General features: G+C 33.7%; 21 protein-coding genes and 1 tRNA gene. 10 read left to right on the top strand and 12 right to left on the bottom strand.

Annotated features, from left to right (window positions below; translation table 11 throughout):
- Positions 1-43: 43 nt before the first annotated feature.
- Positions 44-2,338 (bottom strand): S9 family peptidase, encoded by a 2,295-nt coding sequence (locus tag M0D21_RS13810; RefSeq protein WP_248331256.1) that lies wholly within the window; start codon positions 2,336-2,338, stop codon positions 44-46.
- 280 nt (positions 2,339-2,618) lie between these two features.
- On the opposite strand from M0D21_RS13810, the gene M0D21_RS13805 reads away from it, so the two are divergent.
- On the top strand, positions 2,619-3,473 hold the full coding sequence (locus tag M0D21_RS13805; protein WP_248330509.1) for a DUF6503 family protein: 855 nt from the start codon (positions 2,619-2,621) through the stop codon (positions 3,471-3,473).
- A gap of 73 nt (positions 3,474-3,546) precedes the next feature.
- On the opposite strand, the gene M0D21_RS13800 is transcribed toward M0D21_RS13805, so the two are convergent.
- Entirely contained in the window at positions 3,547-4,614 is a 1,068-nt protein-coding gene (locus M0D21_RS13800) for a M12 family metallopeptidase (protein WP_248330507.1), read from the bottom strand.
- Between the two features lie 174 nt (positions 4,615-4,788).
- Between M0D21_RS13800 and M0D21_RS13795 the strand changes: the two genes are divergently transcribed.
- From M0D21_RS13795 to M0D21_RS13785, 3 genes are read left to right on the top strand one after another with little or no spacing between them, the layout of a single operon-like run.
- On the top strand, positions 4,789-5,250 hold the full coding sequence (locus M0D21_RS13795) for a hypothetical protein (RefSeq protein ID WP_248330505.1): 462 nt from the start codon (positions 4,789-4,791) through the stop codon (positions 5,248-5,250).
- Positions 5,250-5,597 carry a DoxX family protein gene (locus M0D21_RS13790; RefSeq protein WP_248330503.1) on the top strand — a complete coding sequence of 116 codons (348 nt, stop codon included), beginning with the start codon at positions 5,250-5,252 and terminating at the stop codon, positions 5,595-5,597. Before M0D21_RS13795 ends, M0D21_RS13790 begins: the two co-directional genes overlap by 1 nt.
- 18 nt (positions 5,598-5,615) lie before the next feature.
- Positions 5,616-6,227 (top strand): alpha-ketoglutarate-dependent dioxygenase AlkB family protein, encoded by a 612-nt coding sequence (locus M0D21_RS13785; protein ID WP_248330501.1) that lies wholly within the window; start codon positions 5,616-5,618, stop codon positions 6,225-6,227.
- 91 nt (positions 6,228-6,318) lie between these two features.
- Here M0D21_RS13785 and M0D21_RS13780 read toward each other — a convergent pair whose 3' ends face one another.
- Positions 6,319-6,729, bottom strand: coding sequence for a MauE/DoxX family redox-associated membrane protein (locus tag M0D21_RS13780; RefSeq protein WP_248330499.1), 411 nt, complete (start codon positions 6,727-6,729; stop codon positions 6,319-6,321).
- A 208-nt stretch (positions 6,730-6,937) separates the two neighbouring features.
- On the opposite strand from M0D21_RS13780, the gene M0D21_RS13775 reads away from it, so the two are divergent.
- Positions 6,938-7,798, top strand: coding sequence for a helix-turn-helix domain-containing protein (locus M0D21_RS13775; RefSeq protein WP_248330497.1), 861 nt, complete (start codon positions 6,938-6,940; stop codon positions 7,796-7,798).
- 6 nt (positions 7,799-7,804) lie between these two features.
- Here M0D21_RS13775 and M0D21_RS13770 read toward each other — a convergent pair whose 3' ends face one another.
- Entirely contained in the window at positions 7,805-8,584 is a 780-nt protein-coding gene (locus M0D21_RS13770) for a S1/P1 nuclease (protein ID WP_248330495.1), read from the bottom strand.
- Positions 8,585-8,739: 155 nt separating this feature from the next.
- Between M0D21_RS13770 and M0D21_RS13765 the strand changes: the two genes are divergently transcribed.
- The 5 genes from M0D21_RS13765 to M0D21_RS13745 all read left to right on the top strand — a co-directional run bounded on the left by M0D21_RS13765 (position 8,740) and on the right by M0D21_RS13745 (position 14,657).
- Positions 8,740-9,708: an alpha/beta hydrolase family protein gene (locus M0D21_RS13765; RefSeq protein ID WP_248330493.1), complete on the top strand. Its 969-nt coding sequence runs from the start codon at positions 8,740-8,742 to the stop codon at positions 9,706-9,708.
- A 44-nt stretch (positions 9,709-9,752) separates the two neighbouring features.
- Positions 9,753-10,559: a Cof-type HAD-IIB family hydrolase gene (locus M0D21_RS13760; protein WP_248330491.1), complete on the top strand. Its 807-nt coding sequence runs from the start codon at positions 9,753-9,755 to the stop codon at positions 10,557-10,559.
- Positions 10,560-10,561: 2 nt separating this feature from the next.
- Complete coding sequence (locus M0D21_RS23070) at positions 10,562-12,463, top strand: M61 family metallopeptidase (protein ID WP_248330488.1); 1,902 nt, start codon at positions 10,562-10,564, stop codon at positions 12,461-12,463.
- Positions 12,464-12,535: 72 nt separating this feature from the next.
- Complete coding sequence (locus M0D21_RS13750; protein WP_248330486.1) at positions 12,536-13,843, top strand: DUF819 family protein; 1,308 nt, start codon at positions 12,536-12,538, stop codon at positions 13,841-13,843.
- 58 nt (positions 13,844-13,901) lie between these two features.
- Entirely contained in the window at positions 13,902-14,657 is a 756-nt protein-coding gene (locus M0D21_RS13745; protein WP_248330484.1) for a DUF4369 domain-containing protein, read from the top strand.
- Between the two features lie 59 nt (positions 14,658-14,716).
- Here the strand turns inward: M0D21_RS13745 and M0D21_RS13740 are convergent.
- The 8 genes from M0D21_RS13740 to M0D21_RS13705 form a co-directional block, all read right to left on the bottom strand.
- Positions 14,717-14,790, bottom strand: a tRNA-Thr gene (locus M0D21_RS13740).
- 57 nt (positions 14,791-14,847) lie between these two features.
- Complete coding sequence (locus tag M0D21_RS13735) at positions 14,848-15,114, bottom strand: hypothetical protein (protein WP_248330482.1); 267 nt, start codon at positions 15,112-15,114, stop codon at positions 14,848-14,850.
- A gap of 34 nt (positions 15,115-15,148) precedes the next feature.
- Complete coding sequence (locus M0D21_RS13730) at positions 15,149-15,610, bottom strand: peroxiredoxin (RefSeq protein WP_248330480.1); 462 nt, start codon at positions 15,608-15,610, stop codon at positions 15,149-15,151.
- A gap of 2 nt (positions 15,611-15,612) precedes the next feature.
- Positions 15,613-16,023: a 6-pyruvoyl trahydropterin synthase family protein gene (locus M0D21_RS13725; RefSeq protein WP_248330478.1), complete on the bottom strand. Its 411-nt coding sequence runs from the start codon at positions 16,021-16,023 to the stop codon at positions 15,613-15,615.
- Positions 16,020-16,538: an isopentenyl-diphosphate Delta-isomerase gene (idi, locus tag M0D21_RS13720; protein ID WP_248330476.1), complete on the bottom strand. Its 519-nt coding sequence runs from the start codon at positions 16,536-16,538 to the stop codon at positions 16,020-16,022. The genes M0D21_RS13725 and idi overlap by 4 nt, the downstream gene beginning before the upstream one ends.
- A gap of 232 nt (positions 16,539-16,770) precedes the next feature.
- A complete protein-coding gene (locus M0D21_RS13715; protein ID WP_248330474.1) occupies positions 16,771-18,732 on the bottom strand; it encodes an OmpA family protein in 1,962 nt (653 codons plus the stop codon).
- Between the two features lie 21 nt (positions 18,733-18,753).
- Positions 18,754-19,710 (bottom strand): PorP/SprF family type IX secretion system membrane protein, encoded by a 957-nt coding sequence (locus M0D21_RS13710; RefSeq protein WP_248330472.1) that lies wholly within the window; start codon positions 19,708-19,710, stop codon positions 18,754-18,756.
- Between the two features lie 51 nt (positions 19,711-19,761).
- A partial coding sequence (locus tag M0D21_RS13705; protein WP_248330470.1) for a T9SS type B sorting domain-containing protein occupies positions 19,762-21,013 on the bottom strand: 1,252 nt, incomplete at its 5' end.

Here is a 21,013-nt window from a genome sequence, read left to right as displayed (position 1 = left end):
TGACCCAAGTTTCAGGAGGTTTTTATTTGAAACAAAGATCAAATTATCCCTTTACAGGCGTCTTTTTCTCTTTAGAATTCAAATATTTTGCATAAAATCCCATCATCGCTTTATACATCGCGATAGAGTTTTCTTCTTTACCAAAACCATGTCCCTCATCATATCGAACCATATATGGTACGTCGAATCCTTTTTGGCGTAATGCTTTTACAATTTGGTCAGATTCATCGATGTTAACTCTTGGATCGTTTGCTCCCTGTACAACAAATAAAGGTTTTTTAATTTTATCAATTTGGTATACTGGCGACACTTCTTCCATTATTGCTTTCTCTTCAGCTACATCTTCATCATACCAAATCTCTTTAATAATCTTTAAGTATGGTTTCCAATATGGAGGAATTGTTTTCATGAATGTAAATAAGTTTGAAACACCTACATAATCTACCCCACAAGTATATAGATCTGGAGTTTTGGTCAATCCTCTAAGAACAGCATAACCACCATGACTTCCTCCATAAATTGCTACTTTATCTTTATCTACCCAACCTTGATCGATTACATATTTTAATCCATCTTCAACATCATCCATCGCTTTTCTTCCAATTTGTTTAAATCCAGATTCTAAGAATTTTCTTCCGTAGCCACCAGATATTCTGAAATTAACTTGTAAAGTGGCATACCCTCTACTTGCAAATAACTGAGATTCTGGATTAAAGCCCCAAGAATCACGGATACCTTGTGGTCCTCCGTGTGGATTTACAATTAGAGGCACTTTTTTACCTTGTAAAGCCTCTTTTGGCAAAGTGATATATCCATGAATGGTAAGTCCATCTCTACTTTTAAAAGTAATAGGACGCATTTCTGCCATATCATTCTCTTTCAACTGAGGCATCAAATTATATAGCAATTTAAATTCATCAGCTTTCACATCATAAGAATAATAAACTCCATATAGTTTATCACTCTGCAGGAAAATCAAATACTTGTCTTCTTCATCTGTTTTATCTGCTATAGAATATTGGTGATCAGGAAATTTTGCAGTAATCTTTTTATGCAGCTTTTTGTAATAATCACTTACTGGTACCACAACATTTTTTTCTCCCTCATATGACCAATAATCTAATTCGTATCCTCTTTTTCTTGAAATAGATAAATTGGAAACATCATATTTATCATTTGAGAATAATTTTTTGATGATTTTATCTGCTTTCAAATCATATAAATAGATTTCAGATTTATCTGAATCTAAATTAGAAACAACATAAGCATCATGAGGGTTATCTGTTGCGTAATCATATCTCAAAATAGAGAATGTATCTTTCCAATTTAATTTTTTAATTACTTCATACTTTCCTTCTTCTTTGGCATAGTACAAATCAAAGTTTACTCCATCTCGAATTTTTGAATATCCCTTAAGGTTTCCATCTTTATCGAAACTATATCCTGCAATCGGATTTGCGGCATCTTCATTTTTGAACAGTTGTTTAAGTTCTCCGGTGATGATATTAATTTTATATGGCTCAAAAATTTGTTTGTTATTCTTGTTCATCGAGATAATCATATGATCTTCATCTTCTTTTAAGCCTTCAAGAATATTCACTTGTACACCTTCAAATGGAGTTAATTCTTTTTGGTCAGAACCGTCAATATTTGCTGCAAACAAATGGTAATCTTCATTACCTCCTTTATCCATTACATATACTAAACGATTGTTATTTGCCCAACCATATCCTCTAATTAACTCTTCTTTTTCCTCGATAACACGCGTTACCTTGCCTGTAGCGATTTCTTTTACGTAAACATGATTCTTTTTATTGTCATCTTTTTCTCGGTAGGAAAGGTATTTTCCATTAGGCGAAAAACGAAAAGTTCTTGCCTTGGGCCTTGCAAAATAATCTTCTACTGCATACTTATAATCACCTTTATCTAAACTAGCCAACTCAATTAATTCTGTATCTGATGTAACCAATTCTGGGTTACCCGGTATAGTTTTTTCTGATTTTTCCATTTCTAGTGGTAGTTCCATTCCTCCCTGATAAAAAGTTCCTTTAAGTTTTGTTGCTTCTAAAGCGGCCACATATTTGATTCCAGCCTGTTTAAATGCCAAAGTTAATTGATTGTTTTCAAATAATACTGTATCCATTGGAAGTCCCGTAGCACCCTGAGAAGGACTATCCATAGTAGCTGCTAAGGCTCCATCTTTTTTTTCTACATTAAACACTAAAGGGATTTCGTTTCCTTGAACCGACAATTTCCCTTTCCAGGTTCCGATCACGTCTTGTCCATAAGTAGGAGCAAAAGACATACATAACAGCACTATAAAAGTGCCCCATAACATTGATAATCTCGTTTTCATTGATTGTTTATATTTAATTTATAAAGAAATAAGAGTGTACATAGTAAGTAACCCCGTTTGGGTTTTTGTTACATTTTATTGAGTGTTTTTATCATGAACGAAGGAAAACCCTTCTTCAAATCTTTAAATTGCAGACACTAAAAAACATAACAGCTTCACTAATACAACTGTTATTTCGTCTTATCGTTACATTTTTGCACAAATATTATTTTCCAACTTTAGGTTTTAGTAATTTTACTTGTGATAACACAAATCGACATTCATGAAACAAATATTTACTTTAGGACTACTATCATTACTTATTTCTTGTGGTCAAACGAAAAAAGAGACTCCATCTACAGACAATACCCAAACCAAAGAGGAAGCCATACCTGTAGAACCAAATGGAGGAATTGGTGATGGTGCAACTTCTATTGTTGATGCCTACATTAAAAATATAGAAACCGCACATAAAAAAGATGCTTTTTTAAATCATAAAGTGGTCAGTTTTTATGCAAATATTTATTTTGGAGGTAAACAACACTTGGAAGGTAAAATCACTATGCTGACCAATTCGACTAAAATTAGAATTGACAAAAAAGACAATAGTAAACTTATCTATACCGGTGAAAAGGTATTCTTATGTCCTGAAGATGCTAAGGAGGCTGGTGCACGCTTCGATATGTTTACATGGACTTACTTTTTTGGATTTCCTTATAAATTGAGTGACCCTGGAACCAAATGGGAATTGGGGAATATGAGACCTCTTGATGAAAAAGATCATCAAACCGCAAAACTCACCTTTGAAAAAGGTATTGGTGATGCTCCAGATGATTGGTATGTAGTTTATACAGACCCTGAGAATAATACTATGCAAGCAGCTGCCTATATTGTCACTTTTGGAAGCGGAGGTGATACTTCAAAGGCAGAAGCCGACCCACACGCTATACATTATAAAGATTTTATCATGGTAGACGGTATTCCTTTTGCTACAAAATGGGATTTTTATGGTTGGACCGAAGAAAAAGGAATGACAGATAAATTGGGAGAAGCTACTATTTCTGATATTACATTTTTGGATGAAGAAGGGGTTATATTTAATACTCCTGAAAATGCAAAAGAAATAAGTCTACAATAAATAGACTTGTTGTTTTATACCAAAAAAACCCTCCTAAACAAAAGGAGGGTTTTCTTATTCTTAATAAAATGAATTAGTCTTTGGTGATATCATTAAGATCTGATAAAGACTCCGAAGATTTACCACTACTTCTTGACGATCCACAAGCGCCAAGTCTATCCCATCCTCTACCCGATCTTTTTCTATACAAGAAACCTTGGTAGGTAACCAAGTCACCAGCCTGATATACTTGCGAACTTGACCATGGAGCTACACCATCGCAGATATCATTTCCACCTCCATTTCCTGGGTACATAACACCTATTCCTGCAATATCGCCCGAAGAGAGACCATTTCGTTGTGCATTATATGTTGACCCATCTTTCCTTACAATTGTAGGCTGTCCGTTCGCAGAAAATGCAAATGAGCTGTATAACATAATAGATCCAAAATCTAAGGAATTGGTATACTCATCACCATCTATTCCTTGTTGAACATATGTTTGAAAGTTAAATGCTCTACCCGATTGAATATTTTGAAAATTTATGGTAATAAATTGATCTCGGTCTTTTCTACTTTGCTCGTGCCATAACCCAACCGCATGACCAATTTCATGAATGGTATTTCCTGTAGAGCAACCATTGGCTAGATTAATATTTTGTCTACTACCCGTTCTACCTACAGATGAAGAACAACCACTACCTCTTCTAAAATAGATATAGGCAGATTGATTGGTTCGACGAATAAACGTTAAATCTGTATTGGCTTCCCAATGAGCAATAGCATCTGTTACCCTACTTTGGTTTGGCAAACTACTTTCTATGTCATAATACACCGTATTATTTGGCCATCTCCTAGTAGTACGACCGGTACTTTTAGAATTCATCATGGCAAGGTCTTCTTCAGTAAAAATCATATCGCCTTCTACGATATACTCACCATTAATTTTTTCGGCTTTTACAGATTGCCCATTGAGCTGAATAGTTTTAATTTCACCTTCCGTCTCAGGATACGCTTCTTCCTGATAAAAACCATCTTTCAAGTTTTGGTCATTGATTTGGTCAATCGAAGTTTCAGTTTTGTCATTCTCACATGAAATGAAGATTGCGCATGCGAAAATAGCCAAGGCTTTTAGCCCATGGCTTTTGAGAGTTTGTGTCATAATATAATTTATTTAAGTTGATATGTTTAAAACTACAATCTAAACCTATTATTGTATCATAAATTGTTAAATACAGGCAAACGTTGTTTTTACATTATTCAAAGCAGAATTATTAGATACACAGTTTTTTTCGTATCTTTAAGAAGCACATTTACTTGATTTAAATCTCACAGCATGACTCCTCTATTTAAAAAATTGCAACTCCCAAAGGATCTAGATGAAGTTCTAATTTTAAACGAACCTGAAGGTTTTTGCAAAGAGCTAGACTGCTTAAAAGATGTTGTTGTTAAAGAATCATTGATTCAGGTTTCAGAGGTTGATTTTGCAATTGTTTTTGTCATCGAAAAAAAGCAAATTGAAAATCGAATCGAAACGGTGTATCCAAAATTAGTAGGTGACGCTATATTATGGTTTGCTTACCCAAAAAAGACTTCAAAAAAATACAAAAGCGAGATTAACCGTGATAATGGTTGGGGAGTTTTGGGAGATTACAACCTAGAACCTGTAAGACAAGTTTCTATAGATGATGATTGGTCTGCAATTCGATTTAGAAAAGTAAGTTTTATCAAAAAAATGACCAGAAGAAAAGATTTTGCAATAAGTAGTGCAGGTAAAGAAAAAACAACAGGAGTTTAATGAGTTGGCATTTATACGTATTATCTTTCGTTTTCATTATAGCAGGTATTTTTCATTTTATACGCCCCAAGGCATTTATGCGCATAATGCCTCTCTACATTCCGTATCATAAGTTTTGGGTATACCTAAGTGGTGCTACAGAAATTTTAGCTGGTTTGGGACTATTCTTTAGCAAAACTCGAAGTATAGCGTTATGGGGAATAATTGCAATGCTTATAGTTTTTTTCCCAGTTCATATACATATGATTTTAAATAAGAAAGCCGGGCTTAATCTTCCTAAACCCGTTTTGTATTTTAGGTTATTTCTTCAGTTTGGTTTAATATATTGGGCCTATACTTATATTTGATCAAAACTATTTTTTGATATGAAGCTGGATTTTTTTGAATCTGATAGAGAGCCAATACACTTAGACATGATTGATGCCGATGTTCTTTATTATCCCATTTTTTTTGAATCCAAAAAAGCAGATGATCTTTATAAGAAATTACTAAACACAATCAATTGGCAACAAGACACCATTAAAGTGTTTGGAAAAACATACTTGCAACCTAGACTCACGGCACTCTATGCCAACAACTCTAATACATATACATATTCGAATGTTACGATGCACCCTAACCTGTTTACTGAAGAATTATTATGGATCAAAAACGAGATCGAAAAAGTATGTCTTACTCAATTTACAACTTGCCTTTTGAACTTATATAGAAATGGGCAAGACAGTAACGGCTGGCATTCTGATAATGAAAAAGAACTAGGAAAAAACCCAGTCATCGCATCTGTAAGTTTTGGTGAAGAGCGTAGGTTTCATTTGAAACATAAAGCTCATAAAGACCATAGAAAAACGATCCAACTGCAACATGGCAGTCTTCTAATTATGCAAGGGACTACGCAAGAACATTGGCTACACCAAATCCCTAAGACTTCTAAAGTAATACAACCCCGAATAAACCTTACGTACAGAGTTATACAATAAAAAAACCCTTATGAACTAAGGGTTTTTCTAATCAAACGAAAATCAACTCTATGAAAAAAATTCATAAAAAGGGGGAAATCTTACTAATCTTTTAGATCGTTTTATAGGTATTATCGTAGTGAAATGAATTTATATTGTAATTATCTTTTTTCAATAAAATAATTGACACTGTACATAAAACAAGATGAATCAAAGCACAGTTGGTATATCCCGCATCAAATAAAAAGAGTGTAAAAAATGCCAATAGAAATGTGGATACAACCAATACTTTTCTCGTGAACATTCCCAAAACCAGAAAAAATCCAATAATAAACTCCTCAAAAGGTACCAAAGGAGCTAATGCCTCAATAATCCATACATCAAAAACGGAAGCTGAATTAAAATACTGGTCAAGTCGGCTTAAAAAGCCTGAATATTTAATTACATTATAAACACTATATAAAACCAGAAGCATTCCAAAGGAAATGCGTATAAAATGGTATAAATAAATTTTAAATTTCATGTGAAGAGTAGAAAAAAATTTAGTGGCACAAAATTAAAAGTTTATTACCTTAAATTCTGGTATAAATCTTTATATAACTTGTATAAAAATTACACAACTACCTAACTATCAAAACCTTCAAACGTTTTCGTTTTAATATACTTGTAAAAATCAAATTTTAACATTTATTGATTTAAATTTTGTAACTTTAGAATATAAAAAATTGTTTATGAACCGCTATACATTACACGAAACCTTCGTTGTACACCAATATGCCACAGATGAATGGGAAGCGGAACCACATAATCACAACTACTTTGAGATTATTTTTGTTGAAAGAGGAAGTGGCCATCACACAATAAATGGAGTACGATTTCCTTATGATGAAAATAATATATTTTTACTTGCACCAGAGGACACTCATCATTTTGAGATCGAAACGCATTCTAAATTCACTTATTTCAAATTTACTGAGCTCTTATTTTCTAGTAAAGTGAACCTACCGGATCGTAAATTCTGGTTACAGCGTATAGAACAATTGCTGCACCACCCTAATATTATACCTGGGGATGTAATTTCGCATGAAGAAGATAGAGGTATTATTTGGGATATACACAATGTAGTCTTAGAAGAATTTAAGAATGAAAAAATATACTACCAGGAAATTATTTCCAATGCCATTAGTACTATTTTGAGTATTATTGTTCGAAATATCTCCGAAAAATATAATTCAAGTCAGAGGGAAATTCCGATAAGTCATACCAAAATCGATCAAATTCTTAGTCACATTAGACAACATGTTTATGATAATGATTTAACTAAAATTAGTTTCTTAGCTAATAAGTTTAATATGTCTCAAAGTTCAATAAGTACTTATTTTAAAAGAAAAACCGGAGAATCTATACATCAATACGTGACCAAATACAAGATGAAACTGGTAGAATATAGATTGCAGCATACCGAATTTACCATTGCTGAAATTGCGTATCAACTTGGATATACAGATGAGAGTCATTTAACAAAAACATTTAAAAAACACTTCTCGATGTCTCCCAAACAATACCGTAAAGAGTTAGCATTAAGCAACTAGCAAAAACTATCCAAAAATCTCATTCAATATAGCCGCCAAGCGAATACCTCCTTTATGCAATTGTTTACGTACGGTTGGAAAGTAATCGTACATATATTTATATCCTAATTTTTCACCTACATTTGCCGAAGCATAAACTTGTTTAGCAAGGTTTTGAGATTCATGAACCCAGTCTAAAACAGTACCTTTTTTTATTTCTTCAATTTGAAATTTCGATAATTGATCGATATTCGAAGCCAATTCTGTATAGCTCATCCCATAGTGATCCAACATATTACTATCCCAAAGTCGATGCAAATTTGTACCATCTTTAAACCATCGTACTTGTATATCATTACCACCCTTATCTTCTCCTCGCCCTACATGCAATGGTTGATGTAAATCCCCTACAAAATGAATTAACATTTTTAAATAAAACTCTTTATCTTCTGGGCTTGAAGTTTCATCTTTAAGCATCTGTACACATTTCTCTATGCCTTTCACCAAATCACCATATTCGCTTGGAGTTTCCTCTCCATACTTTTTATCAAATGAAAAATTCACATAATGCCAAGGGCTATATCCTCTATATTTCTTATCACTCTTAATGTCATCTGCAAAGGTTGAGACTATAGCTAAACTTTGACCTTTAAGAATTTTTGAAATTTGCTTTTTAGCTTTATTAGTCAAATACGTATTTGCAATTTCTCCAGTAACTCTATGTCCAGTTTTTCCCCAATCATCAGCCGAAAACATTATAGATGATATAAAAACCAAGAGTAAAGTGATCCTATTTTGAAGATTCATTATTTTAAATTTTGCCGCAAAGATAAAAAAGGGTATGTTAGTACGAAGTTAAATCAGAGAGAAAATCTTGGGATAGGCCATAATTTACTTAGATCAAAATATGATTAGGTATTTATCGTTTGGTATATAACTTTCAAAACTTAATCTGCCCTATTATGAAGTTGAAACTTTCTTTACTTTTTGTAGCTCTTACCATTATTTGTCGAGGTCAGGAAATACTAAAAACTCCAGATAATGAAACAGAAAACACCCAAGAAAAAGAATTTAATTCGGCCTTTGTAAAAGTCAATAAATATATAGAAGGTTCCCTAGTTACTCCATATTCTGATGAAAAAGTTCCCTTAGTCATCTTCATTATGGATGCGGGTGCCATTAACAGAGATGGGAACGATCACATGTCTAAAAATGATACATTTAAAAGACTTGCATACGAGCTGGCTAAATCTGGAATAGCAACATACCGTTATGACAAAAGACTATTCAAAATGGATGGTTTAGGGCTAAAAGAAAATGAAATGCTCTTTGACCATTTTATTGAAGATGCTATATCTGTTATTAATTATTTTAAAAACAATAGTAACTACACCAAAATAATAGTAGCAGGTCATGGGCAAGGTTCGTTAGTAGGCATGATTGCTGCCAAAGAAAATATTGATGGTTTTATTTCAATTGCTGGAAATGCAGAATCTCTAGACGATGTAATTATAGAACAAATCTCTAAGCAAGCTCCTGGTTTAGACAAAAGTGCGGCTGTAGCTTTTAAACAACTTAAAGAAAGTGGCAGAGCCACCGGTTACGATCCGGCATTAGAATCTATTTTTAGATATAATTTACAACCTTTTATAAGATCTTGGTTAAAATATACTCCCTCTGAGGAAATAGCACAATTAGAAATACCAATACTTATATTACATGGCGATAAAGATATTCAGGTAGAACTTACTCAAGCAGAAAAACTTAAAGAAGCTGCTCCTCAAGCTGAATATGTAATTGTACCTAATATGAACCACATTTTAAAGGAAATAAAAGGGAATAGATTAGAAAACCATAAATCATATAATGAAGCCTGGAGAAAAATAATCCCGGAAGTTATTTCCAGTATTGCTAACTTTGTTAAGCAATAATTTTTTGCACCCCCTTTATTTTGATTCAAACTATAACTGCTAATATGCCAAATCGCATTGTTTTTTCTGACATCGACGGAACTTTATTAAACCCCGAAAGAGAACTTTCTGAATTTACCATTTCTGAAATCAAAAGAATTAAAAAAGAAATCCCTGTTGTTCTTATCTCTTCGAGAATGCCAAGTGCGATGACACATTTACAAGAAGAGTTAGAAATTGGTAATCAACCCTTAATCTGTTATAATGGCGGATTAATTTTGGTAGATCAAAAAGCAGTACATTCTACGTTTATCCCAGTTGATATCATTGAGGCATTACACGTCTTCAACAAAGAGCAAAAAGTACATATAAGTCTTTATCATAACGACGATTGGTATGTCCCGAAGATGGATTTTTGGGCAAATCGAGAAGCGAATAACACCAAAGTATCACCACAGGTGAAACCCACTAATGAAGTTATTGAAAGTTGGAAAACATCAAATATCGGAGCTCATAAAATCATGTGCATGGGTGAAGAAAACCATATTGATACTGTTTTTAATTTTTTAAAGCGCAATTTTGATGATATATTGCATCTATATCGTTCAAAATCTACTTATATTGAGATTGCCCATAAGAACATTTCTAAATTAACAGCTATAGAAATTCTATTAGACACACATTTTAATATCCCTATTTCAGAAGCGATTGCATTTGGAGATAATTATAATGATGTAGACATGATTAAAGCCGTTGGTGTTGGTGTTGCCGTGGCAAATGCAAAGAAAGAGGTTCTTGAAGTTGCAAATGCTGTTACCTTAGCCGGAAAAGAAGATGGTGTTGCAGATTATATCAAAAATAATATTTTGTAATAGTGCTAAAAATTTTTAAACCTATCCTATACCCCACTATAACTGTATTCTTAATACTAGAATTAATTAGTTGTAAACCCGTAGAGACTACATCCGTAATTTCACGAAATTATTCTGCTATTACCGCATATATAGATCTTTTTGATGTAAAAGACGATAAAGTTAAGGTAGAAATAAAGGTTGAAAGTTTTGATGTAGACACTATAAGCTATTTTATCCCTAAAATAGTACCTGGTACATATCAAAATAACAATTACGGCAAATACATTGAAGATTTTAAAGCTCTTGATAAAGAAGGAAATCCTTTGTATGTTCAAAAGTATGGAGACAATAGATGGAAAATAAATAATGTAAAAGAACTAGGAAGTATTACCTATTGGGTTAATGATACCTTTGACACTGAAGACAAACATGATATCTTCTCACCTACAGGTACGAATATAAGTCGTAATCAGAATTTCATTTTAAATTTATATGCCTTTGTAGGTTATTTTTCTGAAATGAAAGAGAATAAATATAGATTGTTTATTAAACATCCTAAAAATCTTGAAGCCTCAGGTTCTTTGGAAGAAATTACTCCGGAAACCCTGGTAGAAAAACTCCATTACGATACCGATTTTTTTATTTTCAAAAGATACGCAGATGTGGCAGATTCACCAATTATGTATTCTGATCCCGATCGCATAACTTTTACCATAAATGGTATTGAGATACTGCTTAGCGTGTACTCACCAAACAAAATTCATAGAGCCTCAAGATTAATGCAACAGATGGAACGAGTAATTCGGGCACAACGTAATTTCTTGGGAAATATTAATTCTACCAAAAAATACAGTATCCTACTATATCTATCTACCTCCAAAAAGGATGATGCTCAAGGATTTGGTGCCTTAGAACATAATACTTCTACAGTGGTAGTATTACCTGAATCAATTTCAGTTAAAAAACTAAATGAAACACTAACAGATGTTGTCTCACACGAATTTTTTCATATAGTAACCCCTCTTACTATTCATTCAAAAGAGATTCATGATTTCGATTACAATATGCCTAACATGTCTAAACATTTATGGCTATATGAAGGAACAACAGAGTATTTTTCCATCCTTTTTCAAATTACACAAGGACTTATTAGCAAAGAACAGTTCTTTGAACGTATTTTGGAAAAAATAGAAATTTCAAAGCAATTTGATGACACTATGTCTTTTACTACAATGAGTAAAAACATTCTTGAAGAGCCTTATCGAAAAAATTATAGAAATGTTTATGAAAAAGGGGCCTTAATCTCAATGTGCTTAGATATTATAATGCGGGAAGAAAGTGATGGGGTTTTGGGTGTGCTCGATCTTATAAAAGAATTATCTGGGGAATTCGGAAGTGAAACTCCTTTTGATGATGATGAGCTAATCGATGTCGTTACAGAACTTTCTTATCCTGAAATTGGAGAGTTCTTAAAAACTCACGTTGTTAATAATACCCCTATAGATTATAGTTTTTATCTTAATAAAGTAGGACTTGAGTTTGGGACAAAAGATGTGCTATCTTCCTATTTTATAGATGAACAACAACCTTTGGTTAAAGCTTCAGAAACTACCCAAGAAGTTGTTTTTGAATCAGACACACAACACAATAGTTTTCTAAAAAGTCTAGGAATTATGGGAGGTGATGTTCTACTAAGTATTAATAGTAAAGAGTATTCTGTTAAAAACATCTACGATCTATTTGCAGATTCAAACCAATGGGAAATGGGTGCTCCAATCGTTTTTAAAATTAAACGCAACGGAGAAGAAAAAGTGTTTAATTCTACGGTTCAATCACCAATGATTGAAAAAATAATCCTACAACCAAAACCAAATAGTACGGATAATCAAAAGAGTTTGCTTAAATACTGGATCAACGATTAGCGTTTTTTCATCCTACAGTTTTTCAGTCTTTTCTAAAATAGTGTATTTTGCAACTCGCTAAATACACTAAAAATGGAAAACACCACTCCAATATTTACCAATGACACCGTAGTTTTTGGTATCTTAATGCTCTGTCTTGGTTTTGTTTTTTATACATCTTCGATAAAAACCGGACCTTGGAAATCTTTTTATAAATATGTTCCAGGTATTCTATTATGTTATTTGCTACCAGCAATTTTTAACTCTTTAGGCCTAATAGCACCAGAATGGAAAGAAGTAACCGCCGATGGTGAAGTGATAGAACGATCATCCAATGTTTACTATGTTGCCAGTAGATATTTTTTACCAGCATCATTAGTACTTATGACTTTGAGTATTGATTTGAAAGGAATTTTTAACCTAGGACCAAAAGCAGTTATTATGTTTTTAACAGGAACGGTGGGAATTGTCATTGGAGGCCCCCTAGCAGTTCTTTTAATTTCTATGTTTTCACCCGAAACAGTTGGTGGAGCAGATTTTGATGCAGTATGGAGAGGGTTATCTACCATTGCGGGAAGTTGGATTGGTGGTGGTGCCAATCAAGCGGCTATGCTTGAAATTTATCAATATAATCCAGATAAATATGGAGCAATGGTACTAGTAGATATTGTTGTAGCCAACGTATGGATGGCGGTCTTATTAATTGGTATTGGAAAAAGCAATAAAATAGATCGCTGGTTAAAGGCTGATAATTCGGCTATAGAAGCGCTTAAACAAAAAGTATCAGACTATGCTGAAAGTGTAAGTAGAAATCCTACATTAACAGATTATATGATCATGTTATCATTGGCTTTTGTTGCTGTTGGACTCTCTCATTGGGGAGCTTCAGGAATGTCAAAATTTTTATCATCCAATTTTGAAGTTTTTAACGACAAGAGTTCTGCTTTGTCTTCTTTTACTTCCCAATTCTTTTGGATGATAACTATTGCAACAGCTATTGGTATTTTGCTATCCTATACCAAAGCCAAAACATATGAAGGTGCAGGCGCCAGTAAAATTGGTAGTATTTTTATTTACATATTAGTAGCTACTATAGGTATGAAAATGGACTTAAGAACAGTAGCCGACAAGCCAGGACTTATAGCTATTGGTTTGGTTTGGATGTCTATACATGCATTTCTGCTAATAGTCGTTGCCAAATTAATTAAAGCTCCCTATTTCTTTCTTGCAGTCGGTAGTCAAGCAAATGTTGGTGGTGCTGCTTCAGCACCAGTAGTTGCAGCTACTTTTCACCCATCGCTAGCAACAGTGGGGGTTCTATTAGCTGTTTTTGGGTATGTAGTGGGAACCTACGGCGCTCTTCTATGTACAATTTTAATGCAAATGGCTTCTGGAGGCTAGTATTTCAGTTTTATTTATAGCATCTTTGTAGTCTATTTTAAAAACATCAAAAAAATAAATGAAACAATTTTCTTTCATAGTGCTGATCGCATTTTTTTTAACCAATTGTAGCACTCCGGAAAAAAAAGGAAACGTTACTGTATCAGGAAACATTAAAGGCTTAAAGAAAGGGATTTTATATCTGCAAAAAGTTGAAGATACCCTACTGGTGAATGTAGATTCTGTAATCGTAGAAGGAATTTCAGAATTTGTAATGACATCAAATGTCGACGAACCTGAAATTCACTATTTATATCTGGATAAGGACGATGGTGCGCAATACAATGATCGTATAGATTTTTTTGCTGAACCTGGCGAGATCACTATAAACACTACCTTAAGTGATTTTGAGAAAGATGTAAAAATAACTGGAGGAAAAAATCAGGCAAAGTATCAGGAATACAAGAAAATGCTAGAACGTTTTAACCAACGTAACTTAAGATTGATGCGTGAAGATTATGAGGCCACTAAACAAAAGGACGATGAAAAATTAATGGAAAATGACAAGGCGTACAAACAGCTATTACGTCAAAAATATTTGTACACTATCAATTTTGCTATTTTCAATAAAAAACTGGAAGTTGCTCCTTATGTAACATTAAGTGAAGTATATGATGCGAATGTAAAGTACCTTGATACTGTTGCTAAATCTCTTAGCCCGAAGGTAAGAAAGTCTTTATATGGGAAGCAACTTATCGATTACATAGAAAAACGTAAAACAAAACAGGAAGAAGCATCTAGGACGATCGATTCTATACAGGCAGAAGAGCAATAAGAATTAATCATAAAGAATAAAAAAAGCTCCGAATAATATTCGGAGCTTTTTGTTTTAAGAGCCGATAGAGGGACTCGAACCCACGACCTGCTGATTACAAATCAGCTGCTCTAGCCAGCTGAGCTATATCGGCAAAAGCGGTGCAAATATAATCGCAATAACGATATTTGCAAATACTTTTTTAAAAAAATTATAAAGCGTTTACTTTTTCTACCAAAGACTTTGCGGTTTTCTCTAGGTCTTCTTTGATAGCTTTAAAATGTTTAGACGGATTTTCAGTCTTGCGATCGTTAACCCTGGCAATGAGACTATCGAATGTAGAAATAGCTTCATCAATAATTGCTTCTCCCGCTTTATTATCTTTTCCAGGATTATCTAACTCCCATACATATACTTCTTCGATAATATCACCTAATACATAATTTATGTCTTTCTTAAGATCTCTTTTATTTGCCATATTGTTTTGTTTTATGCAAAATTACTATTTTCAATTAAACTTTAGCCAGTTCTTTAACTTTAGACAATGCCTTATTCAAATGTCTTGAAGCGTTCATGCTATTAAATTTCAAACGAACAATTCCATCGCGATCAATTACATAAGTTTCTCGTCCAGGTAACAACCCCAATAATTCTGATTTAACCCCAAAAAGCTTCCTTAGCTCTCCTTCAGGATCAGAAAGAAACGTATACGGAAGTTTGTATCTGTTTTTAAACCGAGTATGGGAAGCGACACTATCTGAGCTAATACCGATTACTTCAGCTCCCAATGTTTTAAAATCTTCATAACTATCTCTAAAAGCACATGCTTCCTTAGTACATCCTGGTGTGAAATTTTTTGGATAGAAAAAAATCACCAGAGGCTTATTTTTTATGATTTCATAGCTATTAAATTCTTCTCCAGTGTCCTTTTTTGCTACAAATTCGGGAACCTTATCTCCTACCTCCAGAGCCATAATTATTCTCCTTTATAAATTACAAAATTGCGAGGAGTTTCATAAAGAGTTATTTCTAGATCAAATTTTGGGTCTAACTTATTACGAAGCCTATTCCAAATAACCACTGCAATGTTCTCGGCAGTTGGGTTTAAATTTTTAAACTCTTCTACTTCTTCATTAAGATTTTTATGATCCATATAATCTTCTACCTCTGTTTTGATATAATCTTTCAAAATTTTTAGATCTATCAAATAACCAGTATCCGGATCTATCTCTCCTATTACACCAACTTCAAGCTCATAATTATGCCCATGATATCTAGGATTATTGCATTTTCCAAAAACCTCGAAGTTTTTCTCTTCACTCCAATCTTTACGATATAATCTATGAGCTGCATTAAAATGGGCTTTTCTACATGCTTTTATCCTCATAATGTGATGTATGAATAGAATTTATCAAAAATGATTTTAAACCATTCTGTATACATTTCTGGGTGTTTTGCAATATCATCTCTAACGTCTTCAACACCCATCCATTTCCAATCTGCGACTTCATCTGGGTTGATTACAGGTTCACTTTCATAGTTCCCTATTAGAACATGATCATATTCATGTTCGGTAAGACCATTATCAAAAGGCGCTTTATATATAAACGAGACTGAATTTTTAAGAGGAGTAATGAATCCCATTTCTTCTTGCAATCTTCTTGTTCCTGCTTCGATATTGGTTTCTCCATCTCTTTGATGACTACAACACGTATTGGTCCATAATCCTGGAGAGTGATATTTATGATGTGCTCTTTGCTGAAGCATTAATTCGTTCTTACTATTGAGAACAAATACGGAGAAAGCCCTATGTAATAGTGCTTTTTGATGTGCCTCAAGCTTAGGCATTAATCCAATTTGCTCATCATTTTCATTTACCAAAATGACTTTTTCTTCTTCCATTAGCATTTTTATGTGATATCAAAATTACGAAATCCTACTAGTAATCTAATTATAAGTTCGTTTGTTTTCAAAATGATAACTCTCTATTACTTAATAATGAGTATTTTATCAAATAACCTAGTCTACTATGAGTTTTAAATCAATATACTACAATTCGTCCAAAAACAAAAAACACCCCTACAAAGAGGTGTTTTTTGTTTTTAATTACATAGTAAACTCAAATATTCAAAGTTTATTTAATAATTATAAACTCACTACGTCTGTTTAACTGATAATCAGATTTCTTACAATTTGAACCATTACTGCAGTCATTCACTGGCTGTTCTTCTCCAAAGCCTTTTCCTGTTAATCTTTCTTTAGAGATTCCCTGGTCTATCATATACTTTACTGTAGCCTTAGCTCTTCTATCTGATAATAACAGGTTATAGTTATCATCTCCATGACTATCGGTATGAGATCGCACTTCGATATTCATTTGAGGGTATTGATTCATCACCTCAATAATTTTAGCTAATTCGATAGTAGCATCATCTCTTATATAAGATTGATCAAAATCAAAATAAATTGGTTTAAGCGATAGAATTTTTGCTAAATCATCACCAACATCAGCCGACTTAATTTTACTTTCTATAACCAGCGACACCTCTAAATCCTCAGTCTTATCTGGAGTAGACACCAATTTTTCTGCAGTTTGATATTCTTCTTTTTCTGCTCTCACAAAATATTTTGAAGTACACTTAAGTTCTTCAAACTTATAACTACCACTACTATCGGTTTGAGCACTTTGTAAGACATTGTTGTTATTATCGTAGACTGAGACTTTAGCTCCTGGTACAGGGTTATTTGTATCCTTATCTGTGACAACACCAGCAATTGAAATTTCGCAAAAACTTCGAAGATCTTCTAGTTGAAGGAAACTATAAATATCATCTCCTCCAACTCCTCCTTCTCTATTAGAAGAAAAATATCCTCTTTTAGACACTAAATCTACTATAAAAGCAAAGTCATCCTTGGGACTATTTACTGGCTTTCCAATATTGACTACTAATTCTTCTTCTTCAGTTTTTGGATCTAACGCAGTGACATAAACATCTAGTCCTCCTAAACCTATATGCCCGTTTGAAGAGAAGTAAAGGTCATTACTAGCACTTATAAAAGGAAATGTTTCTTTTCCTTCGGTATTAATTCTGTCTCCAAGGTTTTGAGGTTCTCCAAAACTTCCATCTCCGTTAATAGCAACTTTGTAGATATCGGACTGTCCTTTCCCTCCTGGCATATCAGAAGAAAAATATAGCGTACTTTCATCGGTGCTAAGTGCCGGGTGTGCTGCAGAGTATTCATCACTATTAAACGAAAGACTCTGTGGAGTAGTCCAACCTCCTTGAGCATTTTTGTAGGAACGATATATTTTAAGCTTATTTGTACCTTTTTTATCTCTACCTGTCTTACGTTCGCTAAAATTATTTCGCGTAAAATATACCGTACTACCATCTTTGGTAAATACAGGCGTAGATTCATGAAACTTAGAGTTTAGATTCCCTCCAAATTTTTCAATTTCTGACAACTCTCCATTGGTTGGATTGAACTCTGCCTGAAAAAGGTCTAAGAAAGCTTCATTATTCCATTGATGTACACTCTTTTTAAAGATTAGTGTATCTCGTGATGAAGCAAAAACTACAAACCTACCAAAGAATGCCGTTCCAAAATCGGTAAACGAAGAGTTAATAGAAGAATTTTCTATTTCAAATCTTCCAGATTGAAAATCTATTCGTTCTAGGTAATTCGGTTTATCCTTATATAACTTTACTCTTTGATCGTTATCTGCCAGTTCGATGAATTTATTCATATACTCATCGGCTTCTTCATATTTCTCTATTGCTTTTAGCGTTTGGGAATATCTAAAATAATATTCTGGCTCTACATCATTAGGATAGGTTTCGAGTAATTCTTTATACCATTTTTGAGCTTCGTTATATTGGCTATTGAAGTAATAGCTATTAGCCAAATTTTTAAATAAATCGGCATCTTTATATCCTTTTTTGATAATTTTCAGGTAAGTCTCCTGAGCATCAATATATTGATAACGATCATATTGATTTTTTGCTTTTTCAAGTTTTTTACCTTGTGCAAAGGTATATTCTCCTGAAAAAAGAATCGTAATTATCAAAAACAACTTAAGTAAATATTGCCCCATATACATAATAAATAATATGAATTAAAAAAAGCGTGGTGTAAGCATACGATTGTATTTCTTGAAAAGTTCAAATCGTAACATTACCTCATAACTTCCATCATTAAATTGTGACTGTCCTAGTTCTGTAGTTTCACGATCATATGCAAAACCAATCATCATAGAATCTGATATCTGGAAACCTACCTGCCCTGTAACAGCCGCACTCCATCTATACGCCACACCCAGAGTAAGTCGTTCATACAACAAAAAGTTAGCAGAAACATCTACTTGCAAAGGTGCTCCAAAAACTAATTTGGTTAGTAATGCTGGTTTAAATTTCAAATCATCAGAAAGATCAAAAACATGTCCTGCTATTAGGTAATAATTAATTCTTTCCTCTGCCAAAAAACTTATTGCATCACTATCACTACTTGTGGTGCTTTCGTCAAAATGATCAGTTTCTAATAAATTAGGTGCACTCAACCCCATGTAAAACTTATCGGTGTGATAGTATACTCCAACTCCTACTTGTGGACTAAATTTATTATCGATATTATTCTCAAACAAGGCATCATTTTGATTAAACCGAGTGAGTTGCTGGAAATCAACATTCAACAAATGAGCTCCCGCCTTTATACCAAAACTAAGTTTCCCATATTCTGATGTAGGAATGGTATATGAGAAATCAACATCGATATACGTTTCATCTGTGGGACCTATTTCGTCATTGACTATCGACAATCCCAGACCCACTCTTTCGTTGTCTCCAAGAGGTGTGTTTAAAGTAAGAGTTTGTGTTCGTGGAGCTCCTTCTAGACCAACCCATTGACTTCGATGAAGTCCCATTACACTTAGAACACCACGACTTCCTGCATAGGCTGGATTGACACTTATCGTATTATACATATACTGAGTGTATTGAGCATCTTGTTGCGCTTGAGCGTCATCAAAAACGAGAACCAAAAAGGTCAGCACAATTGTTAATAATAGTCTATTCATCGATATTTAATTAGATTTAGGGTATAACAAATATATGTTATTCTAAATAATTTATTTATTTATGTATAAGTATCCCGCTTTAGACTTTCTAATTCCATCAGCATTTTCATATTCTAAAACATAGTAATAAGTACCTACCGGTAACTCTTTTTCTTTATTAATTGTAACTCTACCGTTACTAATACCTCTAAAGAATTCTGATCCAGGTTGTTCGTATCCGTCCTGCTCAAACACCTTAACACCCCACCTATTAAATATCTGAAGGGTATTATTAGGAAAATTCTCTAATCCAACGATTCTAAATTCATCATTAACGCCATCACCATTCGGAGTTACCCCAGTATATACGACAATCTCTTCGTCGATATCACCAATTAAGGTAAATCCATTATTCTCTTCAAAAGTATTGGTTCCAGCAATCACGGTAACGGTTGTTGGGTCTGTACCTTGAGTTTGTAATCTTCCTATTTCTAAGGTAGCATTATCTATATCTACTTGAGTTTCACCAGCTGGTACCGTAGCTGTAAATAAACCATTTGCATCGGTTGATACAACTTGCTCTCCGCCATTCACATCTGTAATAATTACCTCTACATTAGAAATACCTGGCTCGTCAGTATCTTGATTCCCATTTCCATTTATATCATCATATACGGTTCCCTCGACAGTCCCTGTAAGAGATAATTGAATAGTTACTATTCCCACTCCTTCAGCTCCAGAAGAATTAATAGCAGTCACTTCGATCATGTCTCCGTCATTAAGCACTGGTAAATTTCCACTATCAGGTGTAGCTGTTGTTGTATCTATACTCCAGTTTCCTGAACCATCTACTACAACTGTATATATAACTTCTGGTGTCCCATCTCCGTCAACGTCTACCTCGATAGTTAGAGTTTCTCCTGGAACTCCGGTTCCTGTAAGTGTTGGTGTTGTATCTGCAGTGGTAAAAGTATCTACTGTAGGAGCATTAATATCAATCGTTACTATTCCTACTCCTTCTACTCCAGAAGAATTAATAGCAGTCACTTCGATCATGTCTCCGTCATTAAGCACTGGTAAACTTCCACTATCAGGTGTAGCTGTTGTTGTATCTACACTCCAGTTTCCTGAACCATCTACTACAACTGTATATGTAACTTCTGGTGTCCCATCTCCGTCAACGTCTACCTCGATAGTTAGAGTTTCTCCTGGAACTCCAGTTCCTGTAAGTGTTGGTGTTGTATCTGTAGTGGTAAAAGTATCTGCGGTTGGAGCAATATCTACAACATCGGTAATCGTAATGCTTACTAAGGCCGTGTCTGTA

The sequence above is a fragment of the Aquimarina acroporae genome, from assembly GCF_023195925.1.
Classification (GTDB): domain Bacteria; phylum Bacteroidota; class Bacteroidia; order Flavobacteriales; family Flavobacteriaceae; genus Aquimarina; species Aquimarina acroporae.
The sequence above is the reverse complement of the archived record's forward strand: the minus strand, read 5'-3'. Positions and strand labels throughout refer to the sequence as shown.